The organism is Actinoallomurus acanthiterrae (assembly GCF_054775715.1).
The window spans coordinates 8,573,845-8,592,499 of record NZ_BAAHCO010000001.1; the positions used below are offsets into that span (position 1 = coordinate 8,573,845).

The window sequence follows — 18,655 nt, forward strand, 5'->3', positions numbered from 1 at the left end:
TGATCGTGCCGAGATACGCTCACCGGACCAGGACGGCCGAGGCCAGGCCGCGCACCAGGTCCTCGTCGACCTCGTGCCCAAGCCCGGGGCCGGACGGCACCGGGACCAGCCCGTCGGCCGCCCGGATCGGCGGCTCGACCACATCCCGCTCGTAGTACTTGTCCGAGCCGGACACGTCGCTGGGCAGCGTGAACCCGGGCAGCGCGGCGATCGCGACGTTCGCCGCCCGCCCGACGCCGAACTCGTGCATGCCGCCGCACCAGACCTGCCAACCGGCCGCCGTCGCGCGGTCGTGCGCGGCGCGGGCCGCCGCCAGCCCGCCCATCCGCGAGACCTTGATGTTGAGGACGCGGGCGGCGCCAAGCGTGATCGCGGTGTCGAGCTGGTCCAGGTCCTCGACGGACTCGTCGAGGCACAGCGGGGTGACGATCCGCGACTGGAGCCGAGCGTGCGCGGCGAGGGCGCCCGGGGCGTACGGCTGCTCGATCATCGTCAGGGCGCAGTCGTCCAGCTCGATGAAGACCGCCCTCTCGTCCTCGGTGTACGCGCCGTTGGCGTCGACGTGCAGAGGCAGGTCGGGGCGCGCCGCGCGGACCGCGCGCACCGGCTCGACGTCCCACCCCGGCGCGATCTTCAGCTTGATCCTGCGGTATCCCTCGGCGGCGTACCGGTCGACCTGGGCGAGCAGGTCGGCCACCGTCGGTTCGATGCCGAGGCTGACGCCGGCGGCGATGGCCGTACGGGTGCCGCCGAGTGCCCGGGCCAGCGGCAGCCCGGCCGACCGGGACCACAGGTCCCAGCAGGCCATCTCCACTCCCGCCTTCGCGAAGTTGTGGCCGCGGATGCGCGCCCAGAACGCGCCGACGTCGGACGGATGCTCCCACTCCGCCTCGAGGAGCACAGGCGCGAGGTACCCCTCGATCATGAGCCGGCAGTCGTCCACGGTCTCGGCGGAGTAGTACGGGTCGCTGGGCGAGGCGATCTCCCCCCATCCGACCGTCCCGTCGCCGTCCTCGACGCGGACGAGGATGTGCTCCAGGTGCGCCTTGCGGTGGGAGCTCGTCTGGAAGGCACGGACGAGCGGCAGGCTCACCTGGAACGCCTCGAACTTGGACACTCTCGGCACGTGTCTCATCCCTTCTCACGCGGGCCGGACGCCGGTGTTCCGGGTGCGGGCCGGAACCGGTAGACCGCCGTGTCCGTCCCGCACGTCAGACACGAGGTCGCGACGTATCCCTCGTCGATCAGCCGTCTCAGCTCGGCCGCGAGGTCGTCGCGCAGCCGGGACGCCGCCGTACGGTCGCGGGCGACCACGGCGTCCCAGTCGCGGGGCGCGCCCAGCAGGACGTCGTCGCCCTCGCGCCGCGTCTCCCCCCAGCCGGTGTACGGCGGGGGCGGGGCGGCCGATCCGGGCGGGCGGAGCAGGTCCCACTCGACGATCAACCGGTCGGTGCGCATGCCCGGGTCCCGGCCGATGTCCTCCACGCCGTAGAAGTCGCGGAGGAACCAGCGGCCGGTGGCGCCTAGGACGTCGAGGTTGAAATGGGCGTTGCGGGTGCGCAGCGGGTCGAACGCCCAGCGCATCAGCCGCACCCCCGTCGACAGGACGTAGTCGCGCTGGCTGAGCTTGAGCGCCCGCCCGACGCCGCGGCCCTGCCAGTCCGGATGGACCGCCGCCACCTGCGAGTAGTGGTACACGGTGCCGGAGTCCGAGCCGAGGAAGCCGTACGTGAACCCGACCAGCTCGTCCCCGGCGAACGCGCCGATGACCGAGCCGGCGTTGCGCTGCAGCGCGGCCAGCAGGCGTGGGCTGACCGCCGGGTCGGTGGCGGCCAGGGCGAACGCGGCGCGGTACACCTCCACCCCGGCTCGCATCTCGGCGGAGGTGGTGAGCGGCCGCACGGTCAGCTGCGGCGACGGAGTTCTGCTCACGGTACGATCACAAGTAAGGCTTCTACCTGCAGATTCTCCCACCTTCGGCGCGCCGCCGACCAGGAGGGGACATGACCCCCCAGCGCGCCGCCGGCTAGGAGGGGACATGACTCCCGAGCTCGCCACCGCCTTGACCGACGCGACCGCCCGGCTGCTCGGGTTCGGCCGGGACCGGCTGCGGGAGTACGCCCTCGCCGAGTCGCCGTCCGGGGACACCGCCGCGCTGGCCCGCTGCGCCGCGCTGATCGGGGCCGGTCACCGGGAGGCCGGCGGCACCGTGGCCCGCGACGGCGAGCATCTCGTGTCGCGGTTCGGCCCGCAGGACGGCCCGCACCTGCTCCTCGTCGGCCACTACGACACCGTCTGGCCCGTCGGGCGCCTGGCCACCATGCCGTACACCGACGACGGAACGACCATCACCGGCCCCGGCACGTACGACATGAAGGGTGGCCTGGTCGCCGTCGAGATGGCGCTGCGGGCCCTGTCGGCGGCCGGGGCCGCGCCGGCTGGTCAGGTTCGCCTCGTCGTCGTCGCCGACGAGGAGGTCGGCAGCCCGACCGGGCGCGCGGTCGTGGAGCGCCATCTGGACGGCGCGACGGCCGTGCTCGGCCTGGAGTCGCCGCATCCGGACGGCGCGCTGAAGAACGCCCGCCGGGGCAGCGTCCGCGTCCGGCTCGGCGTCCGTGGCCACGAGGCGCATGCCGCGCTGGATCCGGGCAGAGGCGTGTCCGCCGTCGACGAGCTCATCGACCAGATCGCGACGGTACGCGGCGCGGTGCCCGACGACGGCACGACGCTGTTCAACGTCGGCCGGATCGAGGGCGGCCGCCGCGCCAACGTCGTCGCCGGCGAGGCCTCCGCCGAGATCGGCCTGCGGTTCGCCGCCGCGGCGGCCGAGCGCACGGTGCTCGACGCCTTCGCGGACCTGCGGCCGGTACGGCCGGGCGCCGCCGTGGAGGCCACAGTGCTGTCCGCTCGGCCGACCTGGCCGGAGCGCTCGCCCGACCCGTTGCTCGACCACGTGGCCCGCATCGGCGGCCTCCTGGGGCAGGACGTCACCGGCCGGCCCGCGGCCGGGGCGGGCGACACGAACCTGCCGGGTTCGCTCGGCCTGCCCACCCTCGACGGCTTCGGCCCCCGCGGCCGGGGCGCGCACGCCGCCGACGAGGCCATCCGGGTGACCGGCCTCGCCGAACGCGCCGCGCTCCTCGCCGGAATCATGGCCTCCCCGCCGTGAGACGAAGCGACCGACCTCGCTGACCGGTCCGGCAGCGGGTCGCCGGGCAGGCCGCGCTCCTCGCCGGAATCATGGCCTCCCCGCGGTGACACGGAGCGACCGACCTCGCTGACCGGTCCGGCGGGGATCACCGGGCGGGCCCCGCTCCTCGCGTGGCGCGGATTCCCCGCCGTGGGCGGCCGCGACCGTACGGTCCTGCGGCGATCAAGTTCCTCGGCGGCGTGAAGCGCCCTTCCCCTGCTCGGGCAGCAGCGATACGGCAGTATTACCGCATGTCGGCTCTTACCCGTGCGGAGGCGCAGACCCGCGCCCGTCTGCTGGACGTCCGTTCCTACTCGGTGCACCTGGATCTCACGCGCGGCGACGAGGTGTTCCACGCCACCTCCCTCATCCGGTTCGGCGCCCGGCCGGGGACGGACACCTTCGTCGAGGTCCGGCCCGCGAGCCTGCGCCGGGCGGTGCTCAACGGGCGCGTGCTCGACCCGGCGTCCCTGCGGGACGGCCGCCTGCCGCTGCCGGACCTGGCGGCCGACAACGAGCTGTGCGTCGAGGCCGACATGCGCTACTCCCGGACCGGGGAGGGCATGCACCGGTTCGTCGACCCGGCCGACGGCGAGGCGTACGTCTCAACGCAGTGCGCCCCGGACGACGCCCCACGGGTGTTCGCGTGCTTCGACCAGCCGGACCTCAAGGCCCCGATCGAGTTCTCGGTGACCGCCCCGCCGCACTGGACCGTCGTGAGCAACGCTTCCGGGCGGCAGGAGGCCGACGGCCACTGGAGTTTCGACCCGACCGCCCCGATCAGCACCTACCTCGCCGCCGTCGTCGCCGGCCCCTTGCACTCGGTCCACGCGGAGCACGGCGGGATCCCGCTCGGCCTGCACTGCCGGCGTTCCCTCGCCCCGCACCTGGACGCGGAGGAGATCTTCGACATCACGCGGCGCAGCCTGGACCGCTATCACGAACTGTTCGACGAGCCGTACCCGTTCGTCAAGTACGACCAGGTCTTCGTGGCCGAGCTCAACTGGGGCGCGATGGAGAACCCCGGCTGCGTCACCTTCCGCGATGATTACATCTTCCGCTCGGCCGTCACGGAGGCCGAGCGCGAGACGCGCGCGATCGTCATCGCGCACGAGATGGCGCACATGTGGTTCGGTGACCTCGTCACGATGCGATGGTGGGACGACCTGTGGCTCAACGAGTCGTTCGCCGAGTACATGGGCTATCAGGTCGTCTCGGAGACCACCCGTTTCACCACCGCCTGGACCGGCTTCGCGATCGGGCGCAAGCCCTGGGGGTACGACGCGGACCAGCGCTGCTCCACGCATCCCGTCGCGGCCGACGGCATCGACGACACCGCCGCCGCGCTGATGAACTTCGACGGCATCTCCTACGCCAAGGGCGCGTCGGTCCTGCGCCAGCTGGTCGCCTGGCTCGGCGCGGAGGCCTTCTTCACCGGGATCAACGCCTATTTCGCCCGGCACCGGTTCGGCAACGCCACCATGGCCGACCTGCTGGACGCCCTCGCCGAGGCGAGCGGCCGCGACGTGCACGGCTGGGCCGAGCGCTGGCTGCGCACGAGCGGCGTCGACACGCTGCGCCTGGAGATCGCCGCCGAGGACGACGGCGCGCGGGTCTCCGCGACCGTCGTCCACACCGGCGCGGCGGGCGAGCCGTCGGTGCTGCGGCCGCACCGGATCAAGGTCGCGGCCTATGACCTGGCCGACGGCGGCCACCGGCTGGTGCTGCGGGAGCGCTTCCCCATCGACCTCCCGGCGGACGCCGGCCCGGACGGCGCCGCCCGGGTCCGGCCGGCGAATCTAGCCGGGATTCCCCGCCCCGCCCTCGTGGTGCTCAACGACGGCGACCTCAGCTACGCCAAGATCCGGCTGGACGAGCCGTGCCGGCGGTCGATGGCCGAGGCGCTGTCGACGATCGAGGACGGGCTGACCCGCGCCCTGCTGTGGAACTCCGCCCGCGACATGGTCCGCGACGGCGAGCTGCCCACCGCCGAGTTCCTGGCCCTGCTCGGCGCGCACCTTCCCGCCGAGCCGGACGTCAGCGTCGTGGAGGCCATGCTCGCCTTCGGACGGCAGCAGGTCGCCGACCGCTTCACGGCGCCCGCCGGTCGGCCAGCCGCCGTGGCCGCGCTCGCCGGCGTCTGCCGGGAGATCCTCCGCCGGACCGCGGACGGCTCCGCGCCGGCGCTGCGACTGGCGGCCGTACGGGAGCTGATCCGCTGCTCCGAGACCGCGGACGCCCTGGGCGAGCTGCGGGAGTGGTCGGCCGCGCAGCGGGTGCCGGACGGTCCGGACCTCGACCCGGACCTGCGCTGGAGGGTGCTGCTGCAGCTGTCCGCCCACGGCGGGGCCGGCGAGCCCGACATCGCCGCCGAGGTCGAGCGCGACCCCAGCGCACGGGGGCAGGAAGGCGCCGCCCGGTGCCGGGCCGCCCTCCCCGACCCCACGGCCAAGGAGGAGGCGTGGCAGCGGCTGTTCACCGACGGCGCCCTGTCGAACCACCTGCTGACCGCGACAGCGCAGGGCTTCTGGCAGCCGGCCCGGGCGGAGCTCACGGCCGGGTTCATCGAGCGCTACTTCGCCGAACTCCCGGCCGCGGGCGAGCGCGGCCCGGCGGTCGCCCGGGCGCTCGGCCGCGACCTGTTCCCCGCGCACGCCGCCACCCCGGCCACCGTACGGGCCGCCGAGAAATGCCTGGCGCGGGAGGACCTGACGATCCCGCTACGCCGCGCGCTGGCCGACGAGCTCGACGACCTCCGCCGCGCTCTCCGCGTACGCGACCACTGAGCCACCGCGGGCGCGAGGGCCTCTGGAGGCTGTGACCTGCCGCGGGGCCTCGCGCCCGAGGGCTACCCGGAGGCAGCGCCGTACCCGGACGCCCGCGCCCGGAGGAGACCCGGATGCCGTGCCTGCCCGGTGCCCGCGTCCGGGGGCCGCTCGGGGGGCGGTGCCGTGCCCGGGCGGCCTCCAGGCGCCGACCGTCGTCCTGGGCCCGTCCCCGGCGTTCGCCGGGGCGCATGCTTCTCGTGGCCCGGGGGGCCTACTTCTCCTGGGCGCCCGCCTTCTCCTCGGAGCCGGACTTCTGGGAGCCGGAGGACCGCTTGGCCGTCGTACGCCGCGTGCCCGACGAGGAGGTGCTGTTCGAGCGGCTACGGCTGGACGTCGAGGACTTCTTGGCGGCGGACGACCGCCGGGTCCCCGACGACTTCCCGGCGTCGGACGACTCGTCGGACTTGGCGGTCTTGTCGGAGCCGCTCGAGCGGGACGCGCGCCTGCTCCTGCTGCCGGTCCGCCCGTCGCTCTTGTCCGAGTCGCTCTTCCGCTGCTCGCCCTTCACCGCGTCCTCGTGGCTCGTGGCGACCTCGCTGTCGTGGATCTCGCCGCGCCAGCCCTCGGTGTCGTCGCCCGAGCGGAGAAGCGCCTCCGCCATGACGTGGCGCCGGAAGTGCTTCAGCTCCAGCCGCGCACGCCGGCCCTGCGCGCGCCAGATGTTGCCCGTCTTCTCCATGAAGCCCTTCGGGTGGTACTCGAGGACCAGGAGGACCCGGGTGAGGTCGGAGGAGAGCTCGTGGAAGGTCACCGCGCCGTTCACGTGCCCCTTGTCGCCGGTGGAGCGCCAGACGATGCGCTCGTCGGGGGCCTGCTCGACGATGGTGGACTCCCAGGTCCGCGTCGACCAGAAGATCTTCGCCTTCCAGCGCAGCTTCTCGTCGGCGACCTGCTCGGTGTTCTGGACCTTCTTCATGAAGTCCGGGAACTCCTGGAAGCGGGTCCACTGGTCGTAGACGAACCGCCGGGAAGCGCCGATGTCGATCTCTTCGACGATGTTGGTGACCTTCACCTTGTTCCCGGTACCGCCCTTTCCGTTCTTGCCGAGCACCTGTCCGCCCGCCTCCTTCAGTGCGTTGATGCCTCCGGTGACGACCGACTTCGCGCCGGCTGCCCCGATCGACCGGACCGCGCTCGAGGCGACCTTCGGCCCCAGGCCTCCGCCCCGCTGTGCCTCCTTGGCGACCGTCTTCACGGTGCTCTCGACCTTCTTCGCGACGGGCTGAGCGACGCCCGCCGCCCGTTTGACCAAAGAACTCGTGGGCCGCTCGGCCATCTTCGTATCCTCTCTGTGCTTCCAAGCATCTTTTTCGCTGCTTTGATCAACCTGCTTACCCGCGAAAATCCGAGACATTCACATTGAGGGGACTGTGATATGTCACTCCGGGCACTTCACCGGCCACTCCGGGTCAGCGGATCAAGAGCAAGACGGTGACCTGCGCATGAATAGCCGCCGCCCTGCGGGTACGACCGTCACGTGAGAACGGATAACCCCCTAATAGGAGAGGCGTGATATGCGCAAGAACATTGCGGGTGCGGCGGTGAACAAGGCCGCTGAGGCCCGCCCGGACAAGAAGATCGCGCAATCGGCGGAGACCCTGAAGGAGACGCCGAAGAAAGCGGCCCAGGGAACGGTGATGAAGGCGCTGCGGCTGCCCGCCGTGGGCCGCGTGCTCCAGTCGCTCGCCCTCGCCAGGCTCCTGCGGGTGCTCGGCGCCATCCTGAGATTCATCGGCCCCCGCGCCCTGCCGGTCGCGATCCTGATCCTCGCGGGATGGCTCTTCCGCCGGATGCGGAGGAAGTGACCTTCGATCCGCCCGCCGACCGGACGGCGAACGACCTCCCCGATCGTTCGCCGTCCGGTCGTTTCGTCACATCCGGTCACCTCGTCACGTCCGGTGGCCACGTCGAGACCGGTCGCCACGTCGAGCGCGGTCGCCATGTCGAGACCGGTCGCTTCCGCGCCGGCGCGTGTTCAGGCCTCGGGCAGGAGGGTCCCCAGCGGGCCGAGGTCGAGGTTGAGGTCCGCGGCCGTCAGGCCGAAGTGGTCCTTGAGCCGCTCCATGGCCTCGTCGAGCTTCATCAGGGCCAGGCCGAGCTGTTCGACCTGCTCGTCGGTGAGGCTCTCGTCCTCGTCGACGCGCCGGAGGGCCTGCTTCTCCATCAGCTGCCGGATCAGCTCGATCACGGTGAGGACGAGGGACGCCAGGTCCCGCTCGACCGTCTCCGGATCCGTCCGGATCCGCTCAGTGAGGGACGATGTCATTGCACTCCTCTCGGACCGTGGTGATGAGCGCCCGCAGCGACACCCGTACGAGGTCGATGTCGGCGATCGAGATGACGGCGTCACCGGCGATCACCACGCCGCCCGCGAGCAGCCGGTCGAGCAGGTCGACGAGCGTGACTCGTTCGCTCGAAAGCGCGCGCGGGTCCTCGCGCACCGCCACGGCCCGCTCGACGTCGTCGCCGATGCTCATGTCGCGTCCAACTCGGTGAAGGAGTAGGCGGGCCAAGGGCCGGTGAGCTCGATGCGGACGCCGGGCAGCCGGGCCAGTAGCTCGTCGGCCGCGGCGGCCAGGTCGCCGACCCGGTCCTCGTCGAGCAGGTACGCGACGTTGAGGATCATCGTGCCCTCGTGCCCGGACAGCCGAGGGTCCTGCGGCGGATGCCGCCGGGTCGCCACGGCGTACCGGCCGAGCGTGGCGTGGATCTCCTGGGCCTGCTCGGCCAGCCGCCGGGAGGCGTCCTCCCGGCTCTGCTGTTGTACGCGCCGACGCCGCAGGTAGGCCATTCCGGGGCGGTCCCCGGCGGCCTGCTCCGACTCGGCGGGCTCCGGTGACGGTGCCTCCGCGGTCCCGTACGCCTTGACGCCCCACTCGGCCCGGCCGACGACCCGGCCCAGCACGTCGGTGAGCTCGTCGCGCCGCTCCCGCAGCACCTCCCGGACCCGCTCGTCGTCGCGGTAGACCGTCGCGATCCGCACCGGCGCGGTGGGCGCGGCCCGCGCCACCACGTCCACGACGTCGTGGTGGGCCCGCGCCGTCGCCTCCAGCCAGGACAGGCTCTCCAGGTTGCGCCGCAGGGCCGCCTCCCCGAACTCCTCCAGGTCCACGGTGCTCACGAGCGCCGTGAATCCACCGTCCGCGACGGCGCGGACCTGCGTGCCGGCCACGCCGGGAAGGTCGCGGAGAGCGTCGGGGGCGAGGTCCTGCGCCACTCCGTAGAGGTAGACGCCGATGTCAGCCACGATCCGCCTCCGCGTCCCCGGTCGCCTTCCGGCGGCTGCCGGCGGTCTTCCTCCCGCCGCCCGCCGCCGAGCGACCGCTTGCCGCCGTCGAGCGACCGCTTGCCGCCGTCGACCGGCCTCCCTCCGCCGAGCGACCGCTCCCCGCCGTCGACCTGCCGCCCGTTCCCGAGCGACCGCCGCCCTCCGTCGACCGGCCGCCTCCGGTCCTCTTCCCACCGCTCGCGGCGGCCTTCCGTGTGCCGCCCGTGGTCTTCCGGGCTCCCTCGGCGGCGCCGGCGTCGGACGACTCCAGAGCGGGCGCTGCCTCGTCCGAGGACTCCAGGGCGGGCGCCGCCTCGTCCGATGACTCCCCCTCTTCCAAGGACGCGTCCGAGGAGGCGCCGTCGCCGCCCTCGAGGGCGGCGAGGCGCTCACGGAGCCGGCGGTTCTCCTCGAGGACCTCGCTCTGCTTGGACGACAGCGTCGGGTCGTGCTCCCACCAGTCGATCCCCATCTCCTTCGCCTTGTCCACCGACGCGACCAGCAGCCGGAGCTTGATCGTCAGCAGCTCGATGTCGAGCAGGTTGACGCGGATGTCGCCGACGATGACGATCCCCTTGTCGAGGATCCGCTCAAGAAGATCGGCCAGGTTGGTCGATGACGGCCCGCCCCCCTGGGGAGCGACGGAGCGCGAGCCGCCGGCCCACGTGACTTCGGTCATTTTTTGTCCCAATCGAACCGCCCGCGGTAGTAGCGGCCGGTTCTCCGGTATGCGAGCAGGTTGCCGCGGCCGTCGAGTTCCGCCTCGTACACGGCGAGGATGTCGCTGGTGTCCGGGATGCGGCGGGACTCCACGACCTCCACGCCGACCCGCCACCCGTCGTCGGTCCGTTCGAGGCCGATGACGCCTTCGCTGTCCCGGCCCGTCAGGTCGACGACGTGCTCGACGGCCTTCTGGGCGGCCTTCTCCGCGGAGAGACCGTTTCTGCTCTGGGCCACGGTGGTCACCTACCTCCAGCGGGGCCCCTCGCCAGCAGGCTCACCAGCTCGTCCTCCTGGCGAGCGGCCTCTTCCTCGGTGATCTCGCCGGCGTCACGCGCCTCAGCCACCTCTTCCAGGAGGCGGACGATGCGCTGGGGGTCGTACAGCCGGCTTTCGGCCGTCTCCTGCACCTGTTCGGCCAGCCATACGACCCCGCGGACCGGAGCCAGTGGCAGGAGCACCAGCCCGGTGAAGAGGCCCATGTCAGGCCTCCTGCCCGACGAAGTCGTACGGGGGCAGCGGCCCGGCGAGGCGTAGTCGGATGCGCCCGGATTTGTCCTGGCCGACCTCCTCGACGAGCTTCTCGAACGCCTCGCGCTCCTGCCGGCCGATCAGGAAGCCCGCGTCCAGCACGTCGTCCTCGCGGGACAGTTCGCGCTGCGCGACCGCCTTGGCCCGGGGCGCCAGGGCATCGAGGAGACCCTGCCCGTCGTTCTGACGGCGGCGGGCGAAGCCCTGCGCGATGAGCTCGCCGAGCCGTACCCGGTCGTAGTAGGCGGCGTCCTCGGGGAGTTGCCGGACCCGCTCGTTGAGCTCGGCGATCTCCGGCTCCTGTTGGACCATCTCGCGCAGCACGGCGTCTTCGACGTACCGCGCCTTGATCCGCATCTCGACCTGCCCGCGCACCCGTTCGAGCTGCTGGACGAAGTCCTCCTCGTTGGGGGCCAGCAGCTCCTGGACGACGGCGTCCCGGTCGGTCAGCGCGCCGCCGAACCGGAACGGCAGGACGGTCGCCCCGGCCTCGACCACCTGCTCGAGGACGCCCTGGTGACCCAGGAGGTCGTCACGCGTGCCCAGGGGCCGGTCCGCGGCGAGGTCGCTCACGAGGGCCGCGCAGCGGCCGTGGGTGACCACGGCGACCTCCCCTCCGTCGATCCCCTTCAGCGTCCCGGGGAGCTCGACATCGGCGTCGGTGACGCCATAGACGTACTGCACGGTCACGACTCCTCCTCGTCGTCATCGCCCTTCTTGCGCGCCCCGGACTTCTCCTTCTCCTGCCCTCGGCCGAGACTGTCGCGGAGCTTCTCACCGGCGCCTGAGAGCGCGCCCCTGGTCTTGCGGCGGGCGCCGCTCTCCTCCATCTGGCCGATGAGCTGGGGAAGTCCCGCGCTGGAGCCGTCATTGGCGATGTCGAGGCGGTTGCAGGCCTCGGCGAAACGCAGATATGTGTCGACGCTGGCGACGACGATTCGGGCGTCGATGCGCAGCAGTTCGATGCCGACGAGGGAGACTCGGACGAAGGCGTCGATGACGAGGCCCTTGTCGAGGATGAGTTCGACGACGTCCGCGAGACCGCCTCCGGCATGAGACCGTTCCACGGGAGCGCCGCGTTGGGCAATCTGCCCACTGCTCATGGTTCATCTCCTTCTTTTCGACGTCCGGCCGGAACCGGTACCCGCGGTCACCGGCCGGTTCGTCAGCGGCTACCCGCACAAATCACCCTCAAACGGGCACCACCTCTACGGCGTCCGTAATCGGGGTGCAGGTCACCGCGCCGCCTCCAGCCAGATCGACAGAGCGGAATCAGCGTTGTACGGGGCGTTCGAATGGAGCGGAACACGCCATTGGAATGTGACTCAGCGTCGATGGCCGCGCACGATCCGGCGGCCGATCCGGTCCGCACGAAATAGGGCCGAGGTTTGGCCCAGGCGTCGACTCGGGGGAAGATATCGGACAGTGTTCGCTATTCCGAACGGAGTGACGGATGACCGCCCTGCTGATCCTGCATCCGGACGACGACGTGGCCCTGGCCACCGAGGATCTCGCAGCCGGTGCGGCGGTCCGCGAGGGGCTCGTCGCCCGGAACGACGTGCCGCGCGGACACAAGATCGCTCTGCGCGACCTGCCGGCCGACGCCCCGGTGCGCAAGTACGGCCAGGTGATCGGCTTCACCACGCGGCCCGTGGCCGCCGGTGAGCAGGTGCACACCCACAACCTCGGGTTCCAGATGTTCGACCGGGAGTACGAGTACGGCGTCGGCGTCCGCCCCGAGGACCCCGTGCCCGTCGCGGAGCGGGCGACGTTCGACGGGATCGTCCGGCCCGACGGCCGGGTCGCCACCCGCAATTACATCGGGATCCTCACCACGGTGAACTGCTCGGCGACCACCGCCCGCCGCATCGCGGAGCGGTTCCGGCGGCAGGAGGGCCTGCCCGGTCCGCTGGACGAGTACCCCATGGTGGACGGCGTGGTCGCGCTGACCCACACCCTGGGCTGCGGCATGGCCGGCGAGGGCAGCGAGGAGTTCACCGTCCTGCGGCGCACCCTCACCGGATACGCGAACCACCCGAACTTCGCGGGATTCCTCGTGCTCGGCCTCGGCTGCGAGGTGAACGAGGTCCGCTCCCTCGTCGAGGAATGGGGGGTCGGCCGGGACACTCCGGTGGTCCCGATGACGATCCAGGAGCTCGGCGGCACCCGCGCGACGGTGGCCGAGGGGGTCTCCCGGATCAAGGACATGCTGTCCGCGGCGAACGCCGTGCGGCGGCAGCCCGTGCCCGCCTCCGAACTGGTCCTCGCGATGGAGTGCGGCGGCTCGGACGGCTACTCCGGCATCACCGCCAACCCGGCGCTCGGCGCGGCCGCCGACCTGCTCATCCGCCACGGCGGCACCGCGGTGTTCGGCGAGACCCCGGAGATCTACGGCGCCGAGCACCTGCTCGTCCGGCGCGCCGTCAGCCGCGAGGTCGGCGAGAAGCTCGTCCGCCGGATCCGCTGGTGGGAGGAGTACACCGCCAAGCACGACGGCTCGATGGACAACAACCCCTCCCCCGGCAACAAGGCCGGCGGCCTGACCACCATCCTGGAGAAGTCCCTGGGCGCCGCCGCGAAGGGCGGCCAGTCCAACCTCGCCGACGTGGTCCAGTACGCCGAACCGATCACCGCCAAGGGACTGGTGTTCATGGACACCCCGGGCTACGACCCGGTCAACGCGACCGGCATGGTCGCCGGCGGCGCGCACGTGCTGTGCTTCACGACCGGCCGCGGATCGGTCTTCGGCTGCAAGCCGACGCCCAGCCTCAAACTCGCCACCAACACGCCGCTGTACGAGCGGATGACCGACGACATGGACATCAACTGCGGTCTGATCGCCGACGGCGAGTGCGACGTCGCCGAGATGGGCCAGCGGATCTTCGACCTGGTGCTGGCCACCGCGTCCGGCCGCCGGACGCGCAGCGAGGAGCTCGGCTTCGGCGACGAGGAGTTCGTGCCCTGGCAGCTCGGCGCCGTGATGTGACGTTTCCAGCACGATCATCGCCGCCCCACGGCAGGCGCTTTACCGTTTCTGTACCTTTGCTGGTCCTCAGCTTGACGTACAGAACGGGGTAAATCATGGACTTCTCCACCTTTCAGGCGCAGCGGCGATTGCTCGTCCGCCAGCGCGTACGGCTGATGGTGAACCAGTACGAGGTGCACACCGAGAACCCGGACGGCTCCGAGGGCGAACTGGTCGCGTTCGCCCAGCAGAAGCGCATGGCGTTCAAGGAGCAGGTGACCTTCTACGCCGACGACCGCAAGGAGCAGCCGCTCTTCGGGTTCAAGGCGCGCCAGCGGCTCGACCTGGCCGCGACGTACGACGTGACCGACCCGGGCGGGCAGCCGATCGGCAACTTCCGCAAGGACTTCAAGGCCTCACTGCTCGCCTCCACCTGGCACCTCGAGCAGCCGGGCCTCGGCGTCACCACCGGTTCGGAGCGCAACAAGACCGTCGCCATCCTGCGCCGGGTCTGGGACTTCATCCCCTACGTCGACAGCCTGCCGTTCGCCTGGCCGTACCACTTCGACTTCACCGCGAACGAGCAGGAGACGTTCTCCGTGGACAAGAAGTTCGGCCTCCGGGACCGGTACGTCGTCGAGATCAAGGACCCGCGCCTGGACCGCCGCCTGGTCATCGCCCAGGCGGTCGCGCTCGACGCGCTGCAGCACCGCTGAGCCGTACGCGCTCCGGCCCCGGCGAACGCGGACCGCGTCCGCCGCTGAGCGCCAGGGGTCCGGCGGGGACGCCGCCGACCGCGGAATGCCGGGAGGCCGACCCGACCGCTCCGCCGATGAACGCCCGAAGGCCCGGCCGGATGCCTCCGACCGGGCCTTCGGCGCCCGTCAGGGGAGGCGAACCGACGCCGACAGCGGCAGGTTCCGCGAGGAGTCGCCGACCGCGATGACGTGGCGGCCGCCGACGACCGTCCACCGCTGCGAGGCGGTGTCCCAGATCGAGAACGCCCGCGCGTCGAGCCGCAACGTCACGTGCTTCGTCTGGCCCGGACGCAGCGTCACCTTGGCGAAGCCCTTGAGCTGCTTCGGGGGCTCCCCGGCCGACGCCGGCGCGGTCACGTAGACCTGGGCGACCTCCGCGCCCGTACGGGAACCGGTGTTACGGACGTCGACGCCCACCGTCACGTGCCCGTGCGAGTCCGATCGCGGCGAGACCGTCAGGTGGTCGAACTTGAAGTTCGTGTACGACAGGCCGTACCCGAAGGGGAACAGCGGCTGCTGGCCCTGCGCGTCGTACCAGCGGTAGCCGATCTCGAGCTTCTCGGAGTAGGTCGCCGTGCCGTTCACGCCGGGGTACCGCTCGGGCGTGCTCACCGGCGTCTGGGTCTCGCTGCGCGGGAAGGTCACCGGCAGCTTGCCGGACGGGTTCGCGTCGCCGAACAGCAGCGCCGCGAGCGCGTTGCCGTCCTCCTCGCCCGGGTACCAGGTCTCCAGGACGGCGGGGACGCTGTCGATCCAGGGCAGCAGGACGGGCGCGCCGCTGTTGAGGACGACGATCGTGCGCGGGTTCGCCGCGACCACCGAGCGGACCAGCTGGTCCTGGTCGGCGGACAGCGACAGGTTCGCCCGGTCCGCCCCCTCCTTCTCGACGTCGCCGACGACGACCACGGCCACGTCCGAGGAGGCGGCGAGCTTCGCCGCGGCGGCCGCGTCGGATCCGTCGGCGCTCTGGACAGTCACGCCCGCGCCGGCGCGCTTCTGGATGCCCTCGACGGGGCTGACCGTGTACAGCGGCTTGACGTGCGAGCTGCCGCCGCCGCCCGGGTGCGCGGCCTGCGCGTACGGGCCGACCACCGCGATCGACTTCAGGCCCTTCGCGTTCAGCGGCAGGGCCGAGCCGGTGTTCTTCAGCAGGACGGCGGTCTGCTCGGCGACCGACCGCGCCACCGCTCCCCCGGCGGCCGCGTCGATGGGCGTGACCGTCCGCGGGTGGTCGAACAGCCCGGCGCGGATCTCGATGGCGAGCCGGCGCACGATCATCGTGTCCAGCTGCTGCATGCTGACCTTGCCGTCGAGGACCGCCTGCTTGAGCTCCTCGTCGTACGGGCCGTTGTCCCGCAGCTCGAGGTCCTGCCCGGCGTCGGCGGAGCCGACGGCGGTGTGCGTGGCGCTGGCGTCGGACTGGACGAAGCCGCGGAAGCCCCACTGGCCGCGCAGCACGTCGGTCAGCAGGTGCTTGTTCTCGCATGCGAACGAGCCGTTGATGGACGGGTAGGCGCACATCACCGAGGCGACGTGCCCCTCCTTCACCGCCGCCTCGAAGGCCGGCAGGTGGATCTCGTGGAGGGTGCGGTCGTCGATCTGCTCGTTGATGGTCTTGCGGTTGGTCTCCTGGTCGTTGGCGGCGTAGTGCTTCACCTCGGCGAGCACGCCCTGGCTCTGGATGCCCTGGATGTTGGCCACCGCGAGCCGGGAGGCGAGGTAGGGGTCCTCGCCGTAGTTCTCGAAGGCGCGGCCGTTCTGGTAGACGCGCACCATGTTGACGTCGGGCGCCTCGAGCAGGCTGTGGCCGACGTTCCCCGTCTCCCGGCCTTCGACGACGCCGTACTGCCGGGCCAGGCCCGGATCGAATCCGGCGGCGAGGGCGACGGGTGCGGGCAGTGCCGTGGCGTCGGGCTGCGTGGGGACCGCTCCGGTGCCGACGCCGGCCGGGCCGTTGCTGATGAGGAAGTCGGGGATGCCGAGCCGGGGAACGCCGGGCACGAACCGCGAGATGCCGCCGGCGCCCTTGCCGGTGGTGTGCGTCTGGGTGATCTTCTCGTCGAGCGTCATCTGCGCGACGAGGGCGGCGGCACGTTGCTCGGGCGTGGGTGCGCGTTCGGCCACGGCGGCCGGTGCGACGGCGAGCGGCCCGATGAGGGCCACGGCCGCGGCGATCGCGGTGGGCAGGCGTCTCATGATGCTCCTCGGAGGGTCTGCCGAGAGCCACGGCGAGGGCGCGTGGTCGGCGCGCCGGGTCCGCCGGAGGTACTCGAGAGGTCAGGGGCTGTGACACACGAAAACATCAGACATCGGAGGAGTCAAGGGTGTTCTGTGACGCCTCGCGAGGTTCACCGAACGGCCTGACGGCACCGCAGTGGCCCGGTCACGCAAGTACGGACCGGCGAACGATGAACCCAAGATGCCGAATTCATCGGATGTATCGCGTTACTTCCCCGCACTCTCGAGGTAGCGCAGGACGGCGGCGACGCGGCGGTCCGTGTGCTCGGTCGGCCGCAGGTCGAGCTTGGCGAAGATGCTGCGGATGTGCTTGTGAACGGCGCCCTCGGTGACGACCAGGCGCTGGGCGATGGCGACGTTGCCGAGGCCCTCGGCCATGAGCGCCAGCACGTCGCGCTCGCGCGGTGTCAGCCGGTCCAGCGGGTCGTCGGCACGCCGGTGGGCGAACAGCTGGGCGACGATCTCCGGGTCGATGGCGGTGCCCCCGGCGACGACTCGGTTCAGGGCGTCGAGGAACCGCTCGACCCGCCCCACACGCTCCTTGAGCAGGTAGCCGACACCGGACGTGCCACCGGCGAGCAGATCGGTCGCGAAGGACTCCTCGACGTACGCCGACAGCACGAGCACGGCGAGTTTCGGATGGCGCGCCCGGGCGGCCACCGCCGCCTTGATGCCCTCGTCGGTGTGGGTGGGCGGCATGCGCACGTCGACGATGGCGATGTCGGGCGGGTCCGCGTCGACGGCGGCGAGGAAGGCGTCCGGCGTCTCGACGGCGGCCACCACCTCGAACCCCTCCCCGCGCAGCAGCAGTTCGAGACCCGCGCGCAGCAGGGCGTCGTCTTCGGCGATCACAACACGCACGGCAACTCCACGTCGAGAATGGTCGGCCCGCCCGGCGGGCTCGAGAAGGTCACGCGTCCGTCGTGCGCCTCGACCCGGCGGCGGATGCCGACGATGCCGCTTCCGGACCTGTCGTCGGCGCCCCCGCGCCCGTCGTCCTCGACGCGCAGGTGGAGCCGGTCCCTGGTCTGACGCACGTCGACGGCCGCGTGCCGGGCGTGGCTGTGCTTGGAGATGTTGGTGAGGGCCTCGGCGACCACGAAGTACGCGGTCGCGTCGACCGACGCGGGACGGGAGCCCGGCACGTCGACCGACACCCGGCAGGGCACGGCGCACCCGGCCGCCAGCGCGGCCAGCGCACCGCCGAGCCCGCGCTGTTCGAGGACGGGCGGCAGGATCGCGCGGACCACCGCGCGCAACTCCGCGAGGGCCTGCTCGGCAGCGGACTGGGCCTGCTCGAGCGCCTGGTCGGCGATGGCGGGGTCCTTCTTCAGCGCCCGCCGCGCCGCGCCCAGCAGGACCGTCACGCCGACGAGCCGGTTCTGCGTGCCGTCGTGCAGAGAGCGCTCGATCCGCCGCAGCTCGGCGGTGTGGGCGTCCAGGGCGGCGGCCCGGGTCGCGGTCAGCTCCGCGACGCGCGCGGACAGGTCCACGCCGGGGTGCGGCCGGAGCAGACGCAACCCGGGCCGGGCCTGGAGCCGCGCCATCGCCGGGGTCAGGCCGATGAGGATCGCCACCCACCCGACGCCCAGGAGGACGCTGGACACCATCCCCGTCCACCCGTCGACGGGGATGCCCACGGAGGTGGTGACCTGGCCACCCGGCAGCACCCAGGACCACAGGGGGAAGCTCAGGTCCCGGACGCCGAGCAGCGGCAGCAGCACACCGATGAAACCCAGCAGGAACCCGAAGACGGCGTGGGTGAACAGCCACCGCAGGTCACGCCCGGTGGCCGGATCCGCGGCGGCGGCGCGGAGGCGCGCGGCCCAGCCGTTCGGCCACGGGGAGTACGGGCTGATGACCTCGTCGCCCCACCGGCTCAGCCGCTCGCGCTCCCGGCCGGCCACCGCGCGTACGGCCGCCGGCGCGGCGGGGAGAAGCGGCAGTCCGACGCCGACCAGGCAGAGCACGGCGACGACGAGCAGCCCGACCGCGGTGACCAGGGCGAGGAGTGCGGTGCCCAGGCCGCCGGCGAGCCGTTGGTACGCCTCGATCGAGCCGCGGAGCGCACGGCGGACCGCGCCGTCGTCCCAGGCTGGCATCTCCATGTCCTCCCCCGATCAGTGGACCACCTTATGGATGAATACGCCGGTTCGC

General features: G+C 72.0%; 19 protein-coding genes. 5 read left to right on the plus strand and 14 right to left on the minus strand.

All coding sequences use genetic code 11. The features are described from left to right. Window positions 1–19: 19 nt before the first annotated feature. The gene (gene menC / locus ACYVF7_RS40370; protein ID WP_460351186.1) at window positions 20–1,126 is read right to left on the minus strand and encodes an o-succinylbenzoate synthase; all 1,107 of its coding nucleotides are present in this window, start codon (window positions 1,124–1,126) and stop codon (window positions 20–22) included. Window positions 1,127–1,131: 5 nt separating this feature from the next. After that, a complete protein-coding gene (locus ACYVF7_RS40375; protein ID WP_460351188.1) occupies window positions 1,132–1,932 on the minus strand; it encodes a GNAT family N-acetyltransferase in 801 nt (266 codons plus the stop codon). Window positions 1,933–2,038: 106 nt separating this feature from the next. Between ACYVF7_RS40375 and ACYVF7_RS40380 the strand changes: the two genes are divergently transcribed. Together ACYVF7_RS40380 and pepN are read left to right on the plus strand one after the other, a co-directional pair. After that, window positions 2,039–3,169, plus strand: a complete 1,131-nt coding sequence (locus ACYVF7_RS40380; RefSeq protein WP_460351190.1) for a M20/M25/M40 family metallo-hydrolase — start codon at window positions 2,039–2,041, stop codon at window positions 3,167–3,169. A 272-nt stretch (window positions 3,170–3,441) separates the two neighbouring features. Continuing rightward, the gene (gene pepN, locus ACYVF7_RS40385; protein WP_460351192.1) at window positions 3,442–5,976 is read left to right on the plus strand and encodes an aminopeptidase N; all 2,535 of its coding nucleotides are present in this window, start codon (window positions 3,442–3,444) and stop codon (window positions 5,974–5,976) included. Between the two features lie 253 nt (window positions 5,977–6,229). On the opposite strand, the gene ACYVF7_RS40390 is transcribed toward pepN, so the two are convergent. Continuing rightward, complete coding sequence (locus ACYVF7_RS40390) at window positions 6,230–7,294, minus strand: SRPBCC family protein (protein ID WP_460351194.1); 1,065 nt, start codon at window positions 7,292–7,294, stop codon at window positions 6,230–6,232. A 238-nt stretch (window positions 7,295–7,532) separates the two neighbouring features. Between ACYVF7_RS40390 and ACYVF7_RS40395 the strand changes: the two genes are divergently transcribed. Continuing rightward, entirely contained in the window at window positions 7,533–7,823 is a 291-nt protein-coding gene (locus ACYVF7_RS40395) for a hypothetical protein (protein WP_460351196.1), read from the plus strand. 170 nt (window positions 7,824–7,993) lie between these two features. Here ACYVF7_RS40395 and ACYVF7_RS40400 read toward each other — a convergent pair whose 3' ends face one another. From ACYVF7_RS40400 to gvpJ, 8 genes are read right to left on the minus strand one after another with little or no spacing between them, the layout of a single operon-like run. Then, window positions 7,994–8,284: a gas vesicle protein K gene (locus tag ACYVF7_RS40400; RefSeq protein WP_460351198.1), complete on the minus strand. Its 291-nt coding sequence runs from the start codon at window positions 8,282–8,284 to the stop codon at window positions 7,994–7,996. Further along, window positions 8,265–8,495, minus strand: coding sequence for a gas vesicle protein (locus ACYVF7_RS40405; protein WP_460351200.1), 231 nt, complete (start codon window positions 8,493–8,495; stop codon window positions 8,265–8,267). The genes ACYVF7_RS40400 and ACYVF7_RS40405 overlap by 20 nt, the downstream gene beginning before the upstream one ends. Beyond that, complete coding sequence (locus tag ACYVF7_RS40410) at window positions 8,492–9,265, minus strand: GvpL/GvpF family gas vesicle protein (protein ID WP_460351202.1); 774 nt, start codon at window positions 9,263–9,265, stop codon at window positions 8,492–8,494. The genes ACYVF7_RS40405 and ACYVF7_RS40410 overlap by 4 nt, the downstream gene beginning before the upstream one ends. Next, window positions 9,258–9,965 (minus strand): gas vesicle protein, encoded by a 708-nt coding sequence (locus tag ACYVF7_RS40415; RefSeq protein ID WP_460351204.1) that lies wholly within the window; start codon window positions 9,963–9,965, stop codon window positions 9,258–9,260. Before ACYVF7_RS40415 ends, ACYVF7_RS40410 begins: the two co-directional genes overlap by 8 nt. Beyond that, window positions 9,962–10,243, minus strand: coding sequence for a gas vesicle protein GvpO (locus ACYVF7_RS40420; protein ID WP_460351206.1), 282 nt, complete (start codon window positions 10,241–10,243; stop codon window positions 9,962–9,964). Before ACYVF7_RS40420 ends, ACYVF7_RS40415 begins: the two co-directional genes overlap by 4 nt. Before the next feature lie 5 nt (window positions 10,244–10,248). Beyond that, the gene (locus tag ACYVF7_RS40425; RefSeq protein ID WP_460351208.1) at window positions 10,249–10,488 is read right to left on the minus strand and encodes a gas vesicle protein GvpG; all 240 of its coding nucleotides are present in this window, start codon (window positions 10,486–10,488) and stop codon (window positions 10,249–10,251) included. Window position 10,489: 1 nt separating this feature from the next. After that, window positions 10,490–11,227: a GvpL/GvpF family gas vesicle protein gene (locus ACYVF7_RS40430; RefSeq protein ID WP_460351210.1), complete on the minus strand. Its 738-nt coding sequence runs from the start codon at window positions 11,225–11,227 to the stop codon at window positions 10,490–10,492. After that, complete coding sequence (gene gvpJ / locus ACYVF7_RS40435) at window positions 11,224–11,640, minus strand: gas vesicle protein GvpJ (RefSeq protein WP_460351212.1); 417 nt, start codon at window positions 11,638–11,640, stop codon at window positions 11,224–11,226. Before gvpJ ends, ACYVF7_RS40430 begins: the two co-directional genes overlap by 4 nt. A gap of 350 nt (window positions 11,641–11,990) precedes the next feature. Here gvpJ and ACYVF7_RS40440 point away from each other — a divergent pair, with 350 nt between their 5' ends. Next, entirely contained in the window at window positions 11,991–13,523 is a 1,533-nt protein-coding gene (locus ACYVF7_RS40440; protein WP_460351214.1) for a UxaA family hydrolase, read from the plus strand. 95 nt (window positions 13,524–13,618) lie between these two features. Next, window positions 13,619–14,218 carry an LURP-one-related/scramblase family protein gene (locus tag ACYVF7_RS40445; protein WP_460351216.1) on the plus strand — a complete coding sequence of 200 codons (600 nt, stop codon included), beginning with the start codon at window positions 13,619–13,621 and terminating at the stop codon, window positions 14,216–14,218. A gap of 168 nt (window positions 14,219–14,386) precedes the next feature. On the opposite strand, the gene ACYVF7_RS40450 is transcribed toward ACYVF7_RS40445, so the two are convergent. The 3 genes from ACYVF7_RS40450 to ACYVF7_RS40460 all read right to left on the minus strand — a co-directional run bounded on the left by ACYVF7_RS40450 (window position 14,387) and on the right by ACYVF7_RS40460 (window position 18,600). Then, window positions 14,387–16,456, minus strand: coding sequence for a beta-glucosidase (locus tag ACYVF7_RS40450; RefSeq protein ID WP_460351218.1), 2,070 nt, complete (start codon window positions 16,454–16,456; stop codon window positions 14,387–14,389). A 249-nt stretch (window positions 16,457–16,705) separates the two neighbouring features. Then, complete coding sequence (locus ACYVF7_RS40455) at window positions 16,706–17,359, minus strand: response regulator (RefSeq protein WP_460351220.1); 654 nt, start codon at window positions 17,357–17,359, stop codon at window positions 16,706–16,708. Next, entirely contained in the window at window positions 17,347–18,600 is a 1,254-nt protein-coding gene (locus tag ACYVF7_RS40460; protein ID WP_460351222.1) for a sensor histidine kinase, read from the minus strand. Before ACYVF7_RS40460 ends, ACYVF7_RS40455 begins: the two co-directional genes overlap by 13 nt. Window positions 18,601–18,655 lie beyond the last annotated feature (55 nt).